Annotated in this window: 16 protein-coding genes and 4 pseudogenes; 9 read left to right on the top strand and 11 right to left on the bottom strand. The window is 68.6% G+C overall.

All coding sequences use genetic code 11. The features are described 5' to 3' along the window. Nucleotides 1-22: 22 nt before the first annotated feature. Together J7F03_RS38075 and J7F03_RS38080 are read left to right on the top strand one after the other, a co-directional pair. A pseudogene (locus J7F03_RS38075) lies at nt 23-697 on the top strand (hypothetical protein); the annotation flags it as partial. A gap of 1 nt (nt 698) precedes the next feature. Then, entirely contained in the window at nt 699-1,235 is a 537-nt protein-coding gene (locus J7F03_RS38080; protein WP_214957765.1) for an NUDIX domain-containing protein, read from the top strand. 60 nt (nt 1,236-1,295) lie between these two features. Here J7F03_RS38080 and J7F03_RS38085 read toward each other — a convergent pair whose 3' ends face one another. Further along, a complete protein-coding gene (locus J7F03_RS38085; RefSeq protein ID WP_214957767.1) occupies nt 1,296-1,928 on the bottom strand; it encodes a DUF4276 family protein in 633 nt (210 codons plus the stop codon). Next, complete coding sequence (locus J7F03_RS38090) at nt 1,925-3,340, bottom strand: AAA family ATPase (RefSeq protein ID WP_214957769.1); 1,416 nt, start codon at nt 3,338-3,340, stop codon at nt 1,925-1,927. Before J7F03_RS38090 ends, J7F03_RS38085 begins: the two co-directional genes overlap by 4 nt. 385 nt (nt 3,341-3,725) lie before the next feature. Between J7F03_RS38090 and J7F03_RS38095 the strand changes: the two are divergent. Next, nucleotides 3,726-4,006 (top strand): annotated as a pseudogene (locus J7F03_RS38095) (NUDIX domain-containing protein); the annotation flags it as partial. Between the two features lie 44 nt (nt 4,007-4,050). Here the strand turns inward: J7F03_RS38095 and J7F03_RS38100 are convergent. From J7F03_RS38100 to J7F03_RS42510, 7 genes and pseudogenes are all read right to left on the bottom strand, one after another. Continuing rightward, nucleotides 4,051-4,683: a DUF6000 family protein gene (locus J7F03_RS38100; RefSeq protein ID WP_214957771.1), complete on the bottom strand. Its 633-nt coding sequence runs from the start codon at nt 4,681-4,683 to the stop codon at nt 4,051-4,053. Nucleotides 4,684-4,687: 4 nt separating this feature from the next. Further along, entirely contained in the window at nt 4,688-5,419 is a 732-nt protein-coding gene (locus tag J7F03_RS38105) for a HEAT repeat domain-containing protein (RefSeq protein WP_214957774.1), read from the bottom strand. Then, a complete protein-coding gene (locus J7F03_RS38110; protein WP_214957776.1) occupies nt 5,416-5,802 on the bottom strand; it encodes a CPCC family cysteine-rich protein in 387 nt (128 codons plus the stop codon). Before J7F03_RS38110 ends, J7F03_RS38105 begins: the two co-directional genes overlap by 4 nt. 350 nt (nt 5,803-6,152) lie before the next feature. Further along, complete coding sequence (locus tag J7F03_RS38115) at nt 6,153-7,322, bottom strand: hypothetical protein (RefSeq protein ID WP_214957778.1); 1,170 nt, start codon at nt 7,320-7,322, stop codon at nt 6,153-6,155. Between the two features lie 107 nt (nt 7,323-7,429). Further along, complete coding sequence (locus J7F03_RS38120) at nt 7,430-7,693, bottom strand: type II toxin-antitoxin system RelE/ParE family toxin (RefSeq protein ID WP_093677539.1); 264 nt, start codon at nt 7,691-7,693, stop codon at nt 7,430-7,432. After that, nucleotides 7,686-7,955, bottom strand: a complete 270-nt coding sequence (locus tag J7F03_RS38125) for a type II toxin-antitoxin system Phd/YefM family antitoxin (protein ID WP_019434848.1) — start codon at nt 7,953-7,955, stop codon at nt 7,686-7,688. Before J7F03_RS38125 ends, J7F03_RS38120 begins: the two co-directional genes overlap by 8 nt. Nucleotides 7,956-8,199: 244 nt before the next feature. Then, nucleotides 8,200-8,271: pseudogene (locus J7F03_RS42510) on the bottom strand (type II toxin-antitoxin system RelE/ParE family toxin); the annotation flags it as partial. Between the two features lie 94 nt (nt 8,272-8,365). Here J7F03_RS42510 and J7F03_RS38135 point away from each other — a divergent pair. The 3 genes from J7F03_RS38135 to J7F03_RS38145 are packed head-to-tail and all read left to right on the top strand — an operon-like array spanning nt 8,366 to nt 8,936. Continuing rightward, nucleotides 8,366-8,527 (top strand): hypothetical protein, encoded by a 162-nt coding sequence (locus J7F03_RS38135; RefSeq protein ID WP_214957780.1) that lies wholly within the window; start codon nt 8,366-8,368, stop codon nt 8,525-8,527. Nucleotides 8,528-8,538: 11 nt separating this feature from the next. Beyond that, the gene (locus tag J7F03_RS38140) at nt 8,539-8,742 is read left to right on the top strand and encodes a GMC oxidoreductase (protein WP_374104451.1); all 204 of its coding nucleotides are present in this window, start codon (nt 8,539-8,541) and stop codon (nt 8,740-8,742) included. Next, nucleotides 8,736-8,936, top strand: a complete 201-nt coding sequence (locus J7F03_RS38145; protein WP_214957784.1) for a DUF5988 family protein — start codon at nt 8,736-8,738, stop codon at nt 8,934-8,936. Before J7F03_RS38140 ends, J7F03_RS38145 begins: the two co-directional genes overlap by 7 nt. Before the next feature lie 13 nt (nt 8,937-8,949). Here J7F03_RS38145 and J7F03_RS38150 read toward each other — a convergent pair whose 3' ends face one another. Together J7F03_RS38150 and J7F03_RS38155 are read right to left on the bottom strand one after the other, a co-directional pair. Next, nucleotides 8,950-9,636: a hypothetical protein gene (locus tag J7F03_RS38150; RefSeq protein ID WP_214957786.1), complete on the bottom strand. Its 687-nt coding sequence runs from the start codon at nt 9,634-9,636 to the stop codon at nt 8,950-8,952. After that, nucleotides 9,633-10,211, bottom strand: a complete 579-nt coding sequence (locus tag J7F03_RS38155) for an RNA polymerase sigma factor (RefSeq protein ID WP_214943597.1) — start codon at nt 10,209-10,211, stop codon at nt 9,633-9,635. Before J7F03_RS38155 ends, J7F03_RS38150 begins: the two co-directional genes overlap by 4 nt. A gap of 171 nt (nt 10,212-10,382) precedes the next feature. On the opposite strand from J7F03_RS38155, the gene J7F03_RS38160 reads away from it, so the two are divergent. The 3 genes and pseudogenes from J7F03_RS38160 to J7F03_RS38170 form a co-directional block, all read left to right on the top strand. After that, nucleotides 10,383-10,856, top strand: coding sequence for a copper-binding protein (locus J7F03_RS38160; RefSeq protein WP_214957789.1), 474 nt, complete (start codon nt 10,383-10,385; stop codon nt 10,854-10,856). Between the two features lie 55 nt (nt 10,857-10,911). Then, a complete protein-coding gene (locus tag J7F03_RS38165; RefSeq protein WP_214943563.1) occupies nt 10,912-11,253 on the top strand; it encodes a hypothetical protein in 342 nt (113 codons plus the stop codon). Between the two features lie 19 nt (nt 11,254-11,272). Further along, a pseudogene (locus J7F03_RS38170) lies at nt 11,273-11,533 on the top strand (hypothetical protein); the annotation flags it as partial. Between the last annotated feature and the right edge of the window lie 126 nt (nt 11,534-11,659).

The raw sequence follows: 11,659 nt of genomic DNA on the forward strand, positions 1-11,659 counted from the left end.
CGCTTGACAACTCTAGATAAGCGCCGCCCAGCGCTACTACCAGGTCGGATACCAGCTGGCCTGTGAAGCCGACCCCCACGGCCACGCCGCCTGGATGATGCGCGCCCTCGCCCACCAAGCGCTCAGCCTCAAACAGCCGCACCACTGCGTCGACCTCGTCGAAGGCGCCCTCACCCGCGGCCTCGGCCACGTCGACGGCCAGACCGAAGCCCTCCTCCACATCACCCACGCCCGCGCCTACGCAGCCGTCGGCGAGAACCCCTCGGCCGCACGTGCCCTCCTCGCGGCCGAGGACGCCCTCCTACGCGAGGACGGCCCTCAGCCCACCTTCTCCCGCGTCAGTGGCCCAGCAGCCGGCACCGTGGCCAGCCACACCGCCCGCACCCTGACTGACCTCGCCGACCACATCGGCACCGAGCAACAGCACCGCGACGCCCTCACCCGATGGGACCCGGAGAAGTACAAGCGCGTCCACGCCCTCACCCACGCCGACCTCGGCGACAGCCTCGCCGCCCAGGCCCGTGCCGACGAAGCAGTCGCCGCCTGGACCCAGGCCCTGGTCCTCATGGAAGGCATGACCTCCGACCGCACCCGCAAGGCCATCACCTCGATCCGCTCCACGCTCGCGGTCTACCAGCGCCGCCGCGTCCCCGGTGCCGCCGATCTCGCTCGCCGAGCCCGTGAGGCACTCGCCTAACATGCCCAACAACCCGCCTGACGAAGGGAACACCGTGCCCCAGCAGACCGACGAACGCTCCAATGCCCTCAAGCCGGCGCTCGAATCGATGACCCTGCTGGTCGCGGCCGTCATCGTCCACGACAAGGCCACCAACCGCGTCGTCCTCCTCCAGCGCAGCGAGAACGCCAAGTTCGCCCAGGGCATGTGGGATCTCCCGGTCGGCAAGAGCGAACCGGGCGAGCCCATCACGGAGACAGCAGTCCGAGAGCTGTACGAGGAGACCGGCCTCACGGTGAAGCCCGAGTCCCTCAAGGTCGCCCACGTCATCCACGGCGCCTGGGGCGTCGAAGCCCCCAATGGCTTCCTCACCGTCGTCTTCGCCGCCCACGAATGGACCGGCGAACCCGAAAACCGTGAACCCCGAAAGCACTCCCAGGTCCGCTGGGTCGACGCCGAAGCCATCCCCGACGCCTTTGTCGATACCACGGCCAGCGCTCTTCACTGCTACCTGAACAATGGCTCGGAGGTCTCCCTTGACGGCTGGTCTACAAGGTGAGCCGCAGGCTTGCTCCAGCCCAGGGGCAGGTGCGTGAACCTCTGGCCTAGCTGAGTGGGGTCATCCGCTGAGAGTCTCGAACGCCTCGTCGAGGTCCTTGACGAAATCCTGCCACGACGGAAGGCCTGCCACCGGCCCCTCCGGATCCAGGAGTTCGAGCATGCGCAGCCGGTGCTGCGAGAAACGCTTCTGGAACTGGACGAGGCGGCGCCCTCTGTACTCGCTTGCCCGCGCTAGCGAGTCCTTGAGGAGCTGTTTAGGGTCGGCGACCCTTTCCGCCGCAGTGCCCTTGGGGAGATCAAGGCTGACGCGGCCGCGCGGGTTTTCGGCGACCTGGCGCAGACATGCCTCATCGAGAAGCAGCCACGCTTCCAGCATGCGGACGGGCACCACGGCGACGTGCTGGAGACTGGGCCACTCGGCACACACTGCCTCCGCGATCTCGTCCCTGCGGTCCTGGGCGGGACCCCGGTCGGCATCCCGTTGCACCACCACCAAGTCGTAGGTCCCGCGGAGCTCACGGGCTGCCCGCAGCTTGTCCCGGACGGAATGGCCAGTCGGTAGCCGAAGCAGACCGAAGTCGGGGACGGTGATCGAGGCGTCGAGCCCCTTGCGCGCGGCAATGGATTCGACGTGCGGTACGAGGCCGTTGTCGCTGCTGCCCTCGCCGATGAAGAGAACACGAGTGGTCACGCGGCCCCCCAGTCCAGCGTGAGCTGCGCTCCGACGGGCGTGGTGAGGTACGGCAGGACGTCGGCCTTCGTCACGAAGTCGTTGCCCGCCTTCGTGGCGCGCCACGTCTCGGCGAGCGGACGCAGACGCAGTACCCGGTTCAGGGAGCCGTTTTCCGCCTTGTGGATCGCGGTGTCGGCGAACAAGAGGTCGTCAGGATTGACGAGTTGTACTACCCCGGGTGAGTGTGTGTTGATCAGCACCTGCCGGAACGGATTGTCCGTGCCAGGTTCCTCCGACGGGTCGACGGCAAGGTCTTGGACAAGGGCGACCATGGCGTTGAGGTTGGCGGGATGGATGCCGTTCTCGGGCTCCTCCATGCAGATCAGACCGCGCACGGATGTGTCTTCGAGTAGGACGCACAGGGCCAGGAAGCGCAGGGTGCCTTCAGAGAGACTGCGGGCGGGCAGCGTCATGCCGGCCACCTCGCGCACGTTGACCGTGAGGAGCTGCCGGACCTCGTCCTGATCGACATCCAGATCTCGGATGTGGATACCGGTCAGGTCTGAGAGACGCCCCGCCACCCTGGCGTAGACCTGGCTGGGATCCGCGCCGGGAGTGTCATGGGCCACACGGAAGAGCGTGGCGGGTAGGTGGGAGCCGTCGGCGCCCATTACCTGTGGGTCGACGTACCTGTCGGACCTGCGTAGAGCCGACGGCTCAAGAGCGAGCCGTCGCCAGGACTGCATCTCACGGCGAGCCGCGAGGATCGTCTGGTCGTCGCTGCTGGTGATGGTGGAGACGACTGTTGCGGGTGCACGGGACGCCGCAGCCGGCTTGGGCTGCCCCCGGCTGCCACCGTCCTGGTGGATTTTGACGACCGACTCGCCGGATTCGGTCGTCGTTGAGATGAAGGGGGCGCCGCTGCGGTGGCCCTGAATGACGGTGTTGCGGAAGTTCTTTGCGCTGTGGGGGAAGAGGAGGTGTTTGGGGGCCTTCCCTTTGGTGATGTGGCTCAGTGTCTCGTGGAGGAGGGTGAGGCGGCCGAAACGGTCCAGGCCGGACGGCTCCTGGTAGCCGACCTCCAGCTCGTACCGCAGAAACGTTGTCGTGGCCGTCGCGGCTCGGCCGAAGTCGTCCTCCGTGTGGAGCGGGACGACCATCTCGGCGGCGAATCGCATCCGATGATTGCCGGGCTCGAAGCCCTTCCAGAAGAGATCACGAGGGTCGCCATGACGCTCACCGTGTACGCCCCGGACCTCCTGGGCCGCCTCCATCATCGACTGGTCGGCGAGTAGGGAGAGAAACTGGATGGCGTCGAAAACATTCGACTTGCCGGTGCCGTTCTCCCCTGCGATGCAGGTGAAGGGGCCGAAGTCGATGGACAGGTCCAGAAGGTTCTTGAACCCGTGGACTTCGATGCGGGTCAGCATGCTGTCTCCGGAGGCTCGCCGGGCGGATCCACTAAGCCTACTGGCGAGGAAGTCTTCATCCCGCGTGTGCGTTGGGGGTCCCTCCCGAGTGCTTGGCCACGGGCTGCGCCGCCCCGTCTTCCTCGGCGCGACCGGTCTGCGGCTCGCAGTCCTGATCGTGGATGAGCGTGGCGACGCACAGTAGTCTTGGGCCATCGTCGCAGTCGACACCCGAGGGGCCGGAGCCTCGCGCGGCCGAGGTTTCCGATGCGCTTGTGGGTGCTGGCTCCAACGGCTGGCTGCAGTGGAAGGTCGAGCACGGGCGGCCCCCGCGGCAACTTGATAGAAGTGCAGTGGATGGGAGACCGACGACCGACCTCAAGTCCTCAAGCCGGCGCTCGAATCGATGACCCTGCTGGTAGCGGCCGTCATCGTCCAGGACGAGGCCACCAACCGCGTCGTCCTCCTCCAGCGCAGCGATAACGCCAAGTTCGCCCAGGGCCTGTGGGACCTCCCCGTCGGCAAGAGCGAACTGGGCGAGCCCATCACCGGGACCGCGGTCCACGAGCTCTACGAGGAGACGGGCTCACGGGTGAAGCCCGAGTCCCTCAAGGTCGCCCCCATCATCCACGGCGCCTGGGGCGTCGAAGCCCCAACGGCTTCCTCACGCTCGTCTTCGCCGCCTACAGGGCTGAGAGGCGGGCGGCCCCAGCGAGCGGGCTGCACCCCGACTACGTGCGGGCCCAGCCGTTGGCGAAGTCGCAGTGGAGGTCCGTCCAGCGGCGCTGCTCGCTGGGGGTGTAGTCGGGGTGGTCGCGCAGGTGGACCAGGGCATTGACCCACTGGTCCCAGAGGCCGTCGGGCTGGGTGAAGAGGACGGCGTGGTGGGTGCCGAGGTGCGCGTCGAGCCGGAGGAGAGCGCCGAGGGCTTCGGGTTGGTCGTAGCGGAGGTCGGTGCGGGGCAGGTAGCGGTCGAGGTAGGCGGTGAGGATCTCGGCGTCCGCGTGCGTGCCGAACCGGGCCAGGGCGAAGCAGTAGGCGCCGCCGGAGTAGCAGACCTCGCTGGCCAGGAGCAGGTCGCTGATGCGCCCGCGGAACGCTTCGCGGCGGTCGACGCCGATCAGCCAGGCGGCGGTGAGGCGTGAGCGCCACTCGTAGCCGAGGAGAGCCTCCAGCTCGGCGTCGGTGATCGTGGCCGCGTCGTCGCTGAGGTGGCGGGCGAATCGTTCGGCGTGCGGCCAGCCTGGACGTAGGACGCGACGGCTGTTCAATTCGAGGTAGCGAGGGTGGTCCGAGTTCTTCCTCGTCACGTAGCGCTCGATCACGTGGCCGTAGCCGATTTCCTCGGGGCGCTGGAACGGCATGGGGTCACCTTTCAGGGTGTAGGTCGGTGCGGTCGATCCAGGTGGGAGCGACGAAGACGTTGTCGGCGACGGGGGCTTCGGTAGCTTCCAGGAGGGACCAGGTGCGGGCTTCCTCGACCAGGTGCTCCCAGGGCGCGGTCCAGTCGAGCTGCCAGTCGAGGCCGGTGCCGCAGACGCCGTACGTGTGGCCGGCGTCCACTCGCCAGAACTGGGAGTAGAGGATCAGTTGGGAGTGGTCGGCCAGGTCGTCGATGATCTCCGCGAAGTGGGCCGAGGGCCAGCCGGGGCTGTCCGGTCCAGTACCGGCTTGCAGTCGGGCGGTCAGGGAGGGGACGACGGGGCTGCGGGCGCCGAGGTCGGTCAGGGCCCAGCGGATGGCGACGGGTTCGGACTCGTCGGGGGGAGTCTGCCGCTCCAGGCAGGCGCGGTAGGCGTGGCGTAGGGGCTCGACCGCGTCCTCGATCTCCAGGCTCGCCAGGGCCGTGGCCGCCCACTGGCGGACGGTGGGGTTGTCGCCGTCGAGCAGGGTGATCAGGGCGGGGCCGCAGCGGGGGTCGGCGACCTCCTCGAAGACCTCGATGGCGGTCAGTTGTCCGAAGCCCCCGAGGGAGGGGAGGGCGTCGAGGATGGCGGGGGTGGCCGCGGAGCCGATCCAGATCAGCTCCGCGCGGGCGTCGTAGGACTCGCAGGCTTCGCCGTCGAGCTGCTGGACGAGTCGCTCGATGTGGGAGGTCATGACGCCGGGTGGTCGCGGCGCCAGAAGGTGGGGAGCCACCAGCAGAGCACCGAGCGGTCGTCGGGCCACGGGGTGCGGTGCTCGGCTTCCCAATCCTCGAAGGAGTCGCGCGTCAGGTCGATGGGGCGCCAGGCAGGGTCGAGCGGCTCGTCCTCGGCCGGAGGGCGGACGTACTGCCGGCCGTGCTGGTCGCAGGCACCGAAGTCCTGGTAGTTGCGCTGGGCCTCGATCAGGGAGACCTTGTTCGCTCCGCCGTCCATGGTCGGCCAGCGGAACTGGACCCCGTCGTCCTCCCAGAAGCAGACGGGGCAGATCTCGTAGGAGCCCGGCATGGCGTCGAGCACGCGGTGCCCGCAGCAGGGACAGGGGTAGTGGTCGCTCACCTGCGCAGTCTCGTTGCAGGTCCGGCCGGTGCGCCATGGATTTCTCTACCTCGGCACACCCGGCCAGTCCGCAGGCAGTCCGCAGGACACCCGTAAGCGACCGTCGGGACCCAACGCTCGTCAACGGAGAAATGCCTGGTCAGGGCGCTGTAGGCGCCTCCGCCGCAGGTCAGGATTGGTCCGCAGACATTCCGCTTCAACGTGTAATCGTGCCGTTACTGCACGCTAGGTGATTCGTCAAGTGTGCAGGTCGGAAGGGGCCGACTCCTGATGGAGTCGGCCCCTTCGCCGTCACCGTGCTGGATGGGTGCTGGATATTCTGACGCTGGATCAGGCGGTCGGGCCCGGCCCTACTCGGTAGACCGTTCGAGCATCGGCTCGAAGGCGGACTCCTCCTCATCGGGAACGTGCGGGAGGAATCCGTCGGGGACGGTGCGGGCGGCGGTGGTGAGCAGGCGGTCCAGGACTTCCCGGTCGGTGGCCGGGGGGAGCCGAAGCGCGGCGAGGAGACGGTCGCGGACGGCGGGGTGGTCCGGGTGGTCGTCGAGGTAGTCGGCGTTGAGGGCCGGAGGGTGGAAGCCGGCCAGGGCGTCGTGCCAGGACGGCAGGACGATGGTGAGGGTCAGGGCCTCGGCGAGGCACTCGGCGATGAGGGAGGCCCGGCCCTCGGAGTCGGTGTAGAGGACGGGGCGGGTGCCGTCGGGGACGGCCGGGCCGCAGAGGTAGTGGGTGCCGCCCGCGTTGGAGCCGGCGACGGGCTCCACCGGGAGACTGTTGGGCAGGGCGATCGACTCGATCGGGTCGGTGCGGGCCAAGTCGAACTCGCCGTCGCAGGACAGGTACGAGGCGACCTCGGGATGTGCCGCGATTCTGTGGAGCAGTGCGCTGTCCGAGAGGACGGCCGGGTTGAGGGCCCGGGCGATCGCTGGGGTGAGGGGGCGTCCGGCGAGGACGTGGCGGATGGCATCGAGGGGGACGGGTCGCTCGTAGTAGTCCTCGAAGTGGGCCTGGACGGCCTCGGGAGAGCGGTCGGTGAGGAGGTGGAAGAGGAAGCCTGAGCCGTCCGGGTCCTCGCTGCCGGCGGGGAAGGGGATGGCCGAGCCGGTGCGCCAGGCGGTGTCGCAGGTCTCCCGCCACAGGCATGCGGTGACCCGAGGCGTGTCGATCCCTTCATCACGGAAGGCGGGCTCGTCCAGCATCGGGCGCAGTGTGGCGGGCACGTCGTCGATGACACCGGGCCAGACCTGCTCGTCGTCCGTCCCGTACGGGCTCATCGCCGACTCGTGGTCGAAGCCGCGTATGAGCACGCCGGCCGGGGTGAAGAGGACGGAGAAGTCGTCCCCCGAACCGTTCTCCATCAGGGCCGCCTCCACGCCGGGGCTCCAGGTGGTGTCGAACGTGTACTGGGAGAACCGCGGATCGTCCCCGATCGTGGCGTCCAGGACGGCCAGTGCGCGCAGATGGGCACGGAGTTGGGGCGGGTCGGGGAGAAGGGCGGCGGTCTCGTACACAGTGCTCATGGCGTCATGGAAGCAGCCGCCACTGACAGTCCGGCGCGACCAGCCCGGACAGTGATGCCGCCGCCTCCTGCGGATTCCGACGGGCTGCGCGCGTTCCTGGCGCAGGATCAGGTGTCGTAAACGGTGGAGCGGTGTCCGACGTGAACCACCCAGACCACCAGCTCGCCGTTGTCGATCGTGTAGACGACGCGATAGTCGCCCACTCGTAGGCGACGGCGTTCGGGCTGGGACACGAGTGCGGTGGTGTTGAAGCCGAGGGGATCGCTCTCCAGCTCGGTCAGCTTGGCAAGGATGCGCAGCGCCATGTCGCGAGGGATCTTCCGGAGCTCGGCCTGCGCCTCGGGCCGGAAGACGGTCCGGTACTCACTCACCGCGCGCCAGCGTCTCCCTCATGATGTCCTCGATCGGGATGCCGGGCGCCGGATTGGCCATGCGCTCGTCGATGATCCGGTTGATCTCGCGCTCTTCCCACTCCTGGTACTTGCGCAGCACCTCGATGGAGACGACGGCGGCGACTTCCTTCCCTCGGCGCGTGATGACCGTGGGCACGTCGTCGCGGTCCGCACGCTCCACGACTTCCGCCAGGTGGGCGCGCACGTCGCGGATGGACTCTATGGGCAGCGGCTGCGTCATGCGCCCAAGCGTACCGAGTGTGCCATGTGTACACCACTCATTTCGTGCTTGATGTGCTGGATGGACTCGCACCGTGCTGGATGGGTGCTGGATAACCACGTCCAGAACCGCGTTTCTGCAGGTCGGAGCGTTGTACTGAACGTTCCGCTTGAACGTCTGATCGGACGTGGACAAACGGTCTGACCTGCGAGAAAGCAGGTCAGGCCGTTGTGCTGTCCGCAGCAGTCCGCAGAACTTGGATCAGCTACGTGTCGTAGACCGAGGAGCGGTGTCCGACGTGCACGACCCACACCACCAACTCCCCGTTGTCGATCGTGTCGGCGGACCGGTCGGCGGCGGCGATCGCGGCTTTGCGGTGCTGCACGGTCTGTACTGGCTGACCGCGAAGCTGGCGGCGCGCGCCGTTGCCGGTGGTGGTCGACGACGTGCACTGGGCCGATATGCCGTCGCTGCGGTTCCTGGGCTATCTGGCCCGCCGCGTGCACGGCCTGCCGGTGCTGCTGATGGTGGCGGTGCGCCCGGAGGACCCGGCGCCCACGGCCTCCTTCACCCGGTCGGCACCTGCCGCATGAGGACAGACGACATGGCCGTCGTGAATCCCAGGTTGCGTGTCCGCGGGGTCGACGGGCTCCTCGTGGCCGACGCGTCGGTCATGCCCGCCATCGTGACGGCCAACGCCACTGTCCTGGCCATCGCCGAACGCGCGGCGGCATGGATCCGCGATGGTCGCACCGAGCGTGTGGGCGTGCGAGGGGGCGCAGGGGTGGCGACACTGGGGGGATGGTGAGCAAAGCAATCCTGGAGGGCGGGCCGGATGATCTGCCTGAGCGGGTAGTACCGATCACTCCTCCCGGACAAGAGCTGAAGATTCCGCACCGCGGCGGGTACGAGCACTTCAAGGTCACGTCGCGGCTACAGGACAGCCCGGAGGGATCGCTGCCTGTCTACGAGTGGTGGGAAAGGACAGAGATCGCTGAATAGCGGCCCTGCGGCACTACCGGTTCTGGCGCGGGAAGTGTGCCGTGGCGAGGAGGGAGCCGTCGGGGGCGAGCAGTCGGGCTCCGGAGACCGTCGCGGGGTCCACGTCGGCCGGGGCGCCCCAGTAGCCGTAGCCGTCCTTGAGGGAGAACCAGCCGACGGAAACCGGGGTGCCGTCGGTACGGTCGAGCAGGCACTGGACCCGGCCGCCGACGCCCTCCCCCTCCAGGTCTACGGACATGTACACCCAGCCCGCCGAACCGGGGTGGGCGAATATCCGGCCCACCTCGTGGCCATCCGCGACAAGGGCCGCCTGAAGGAGATCGGTGTTCGCCCGGGCCGTTGGCGAGGAGGGTGCGGGGGTGTGGTCGACGGCCGTGCCGACGGCCCAGCCGCCGAAGCCGCACGCGAGCGCCAGGGCTGCTGCTACGGCCGCCGTCCGAGGGTGCAGGAGCAGGCGCCGTACCGGTCCGGGCTGTTTCAGCCTGCTGGTCACGCGGGTTTCGAAGCCGACCGGCGGCTCGGTGCCCGGAAGCAGGCCGAGCAGGCCGTCGCCGACCAGGGTCAGCTGCTCGATGTGCCGCCGGCAGCCGGGACAGCGGTCCAGGTGGGCGACCGCCCGGGCCCGCTCCTGAGCCGGGAGAATGCCGAGGGCCAGCTCGGCGTCGAGCTCCCTCAGCCGGTCGCAGGTCATGTCGTTCATCGCCTGCTCTCCTCGGCTCCCAGGGTGGTCCGCAGCTTGCGCATGGCCGTCCTGATCCGCGTCTTGGCCGTGCCCAGCGGAATCTGCTCGAACTCGGCGACCTGCTGCGCGGTCATCCCGTAGATCCCCGCCATCACCAGCGCGCGGGCCTGTTCCCGTGGCAGGGCCGCCACGGCGTTCCGTATCCCCGCCGACGCCTCGGCCGCGAGGGCCTGCTGCTCAGGGGTGTCGGTCACGAAATCGAGGAGCACGTCCAGGTCTTCGGGCGCGACGGGGCTGGCTCTGCGCGCTCGGATCGCATCGATCGCCAGATTGTGCGCGATGGTCGTCAGCCAGGTCTTCACCGACCCGCGGCGGGAATCGTAGATCTGGGCGTGCCGCCAGGCCCGCTCGAACGTCTGCTGTGCGATGTCCTCGGCCAGCTGGGGATCGCCGACGACGGCGATGGCCACGCCGAATACCGTGCGCTGGAAACGGCGCACGAACGCGACGGCGATCTCGGGATCGCCCGTCGTCAGGCCTGACAGCAGTGCCTCGTCCGGCGCGCGTCCGAGAGGGAGGCCCATCCTCTGCATGTCAGTGGATACGGTCGGCCTCCCCGAATGGATTGCTCGGGCCGCACGGGAGGACACCCCATGATTCTCCTCTCCCCGCGCAGAACACGCCGTCCGTGGCCCGCCCGGGCCAATCCCTGGGTGCCGTTCATCCGTACCCCCTTCGACAGAACTCGTACGGAGGGCTGAGTCATGACAAGGACACTCATCCGCGGTCGCGTGGGCCGCGTGGGGCTGGGGTTGGCGGCGGCGGCGCTGGCGGGCGGGCTCGCGGCCTGCGGGGGTGGCAGCGGAGGCGGCTCGGCGACCACCGCACCCCCGGCCCGTAGCGCCGAACCGGGAGTGACACAGGTGAACGCGGACCTGACCGACTTCCACATTGCACTGTCACAGAAGACCTTCAAGGCGGGCGCCTATACGTTCCTCGTCAAGAACGACGGCCATCACGACCACGCCCTGGAGATCGAAGGTCCCGGCGGAGAGCACCGCTCCCAGACCCTCGCACCCGGAGCGAGCGCCAAGCTCAACGTGACCCTGAAGTCCGGCAGTTACGAGGTCTACTGCCCCGTCGACGGGCACGAGGACCTGGGGATGAAGACGGAGATCACCGTGGGCGGTGCCACCGCGCCGGTGAACGAGACCCCGTCGACGAGCAATGGCTACTGAGCGTGCGCGGGTCACGATCGCTCTGCGACTGGTGGGCGCTGGTCTGACTGCGGCGATGGCCGCAATCCACCTCCACCTCTGGGATGTCGGCTATCGGAGCCTGGCCACCATTGGTGTGCTCTTCCTGCTCAACGGCATCGGCGGGGGCCTGCTGGCGCTTGCGCTGCTGGCCGCCCCCACCCGGTACGTCGGCGTTCCGGCGGCCCTCGGAGCAGTCCTCACGGCCGGCACCCTGGCCGGGCTGGTCATCAGCCTCACGTCTGGACTCTTCGGCTTCGAGGAGTCCCTCGGCGCGGAACTGGTGTGGCCCACCATCGCGATCGAGTCGGCGGGCGTCGTCGCCCTGTCGGCACTGGCCCTGGTCGCCCGCCGAAGACGTCCGCCGAAGCAGAGGTAGCCGGTCAGGCCCTCTCTCCGTGGACGAGCGGATGGTGGAGATGCTGAAGAACAAGACCCGGTTGTTCGACGCGTACGCACGTCGCAGCGCGGTCGCCGAGTCGACGCCGGACACGGTCGACGTCTCGGACACGGCGATGGCCCGCCAGATCGTCGAGGAGGAGCAGGCGCGGCTGGAGCGGTCCGCAAACAGTCCGCAGGGGAAATGGCGGGTCAGGGCCGTGCGCGGGGCTCCGCCGCAGGTCAGGATCGGCTGGCAGACATTCCGCTTCAACGTGTAGTCATCTCGTTACTGCATGTTAGATAGCTTCGTCAAATGTGCAGGTCAGCGATCCAGCGCACCTTCGGTGCGCGCCGGGGGCGTGGTAAATCCCGTGGCGCGCGCTGGGGTGCTTCTGTCTGCCCTG

Source organism: Streptomyces sp. ISL-43, assembly GCF_018614195.1.
GTDB lineage: Bacteria > Actinomycetota > Actinomycetes > Streptomycetales > Streptomycetaceae > Streptomyces.

Excerpts from the sequence above, each read along its gene's own strand:
- J7F03_RS38105 (WP_214957774.1), bottom strand. The coding sequence starts at position 5,419 with ATGACCTCCCACATCGAGCGACTCGTCCAGCAGCTCGACGGCGAAGCC.
- J7F03_RS38165 (WP_214943563.1), top strand. The coding sequence starts at position 10,912 with ATGGCCGCAATCCACCTCCACCTCTGGGATGTCGGCTATCGGAGCCTG.
- J7F03_RS38140 (WP_374104451.1), top strand. The coding sequence starts at position 8,539 with ATGGCCGTCGTGAATCCCAGGTTGCGTGTCCGCGGGGTCGACGGGCTC.
- J7F03_RS38150 (WP_214957786.1), bottom strand. The coding sequence starts at position 9,636 with ATGAACGACATGACCTGCGACCGGCTGAGGGAGCTCGACGCCGAGCTG.
- J7F03_RS38145 (WP_214957784.1), top strand. The coding sequence starts at position 8,736 with ATGGTGAGCAAAGCAATCCTGGAGGGCGGGCCGGATGATCTGCCTGAG.
- J7F03_RS38155 (WP_214943597.1), bottom strand. The coding sequence starts at position 10,211 with ATGCAGAGGATGGGCCTCCCTCTCGGACGCGCGCCGGACGAGGCACTG.
- J7F03_RS38115 (WP_214957778.1), bottom strand. The coding sequence starts at position 7,322 with ATGAGCACTGTGTACGAGACCGCCGCCCTTCTCCCCGACCCGCCCCAA.
- J7F03_RS38090 (WP_214957769.1), bottom strand. The coding sequence starts at position 3,340 with ATGCTGACCCGCATCGAAGTCCACGGGTTCAAGAACCTTCTGGACCTG.
- J7F03_RS38160 (WP_214957789.1), top strand. The coding sequence starts at position 10,383 with ATGACAAGGACACTCATCCGCGGTCGCGTGGGCCGCGTGGGGCTGGGG.
- J7F03_RS38100 (WP_214957771.1), bottom strand. The coding sequence starts at position 4,683 with ATGCCGTTCCAGCGCCCCGAGGAAATCGGCTACGGCCACGTGATCGAG.
- J7F03_RS38080 (WP_214957765.1), top strand. The coding sequence starts at position 699 with ATGCCCAACAACCCGCCTGACGAAGGGAACACCGTGCCCCAGCAGACC.
- J7F03_RS38125 (WP_019434848.1), bottom strand. The coding sequence starts at position 7,955 with ATGACGCAGCCGCTGCCCATAGAGTCCATCCGCGACGTGCGCGCCCAC.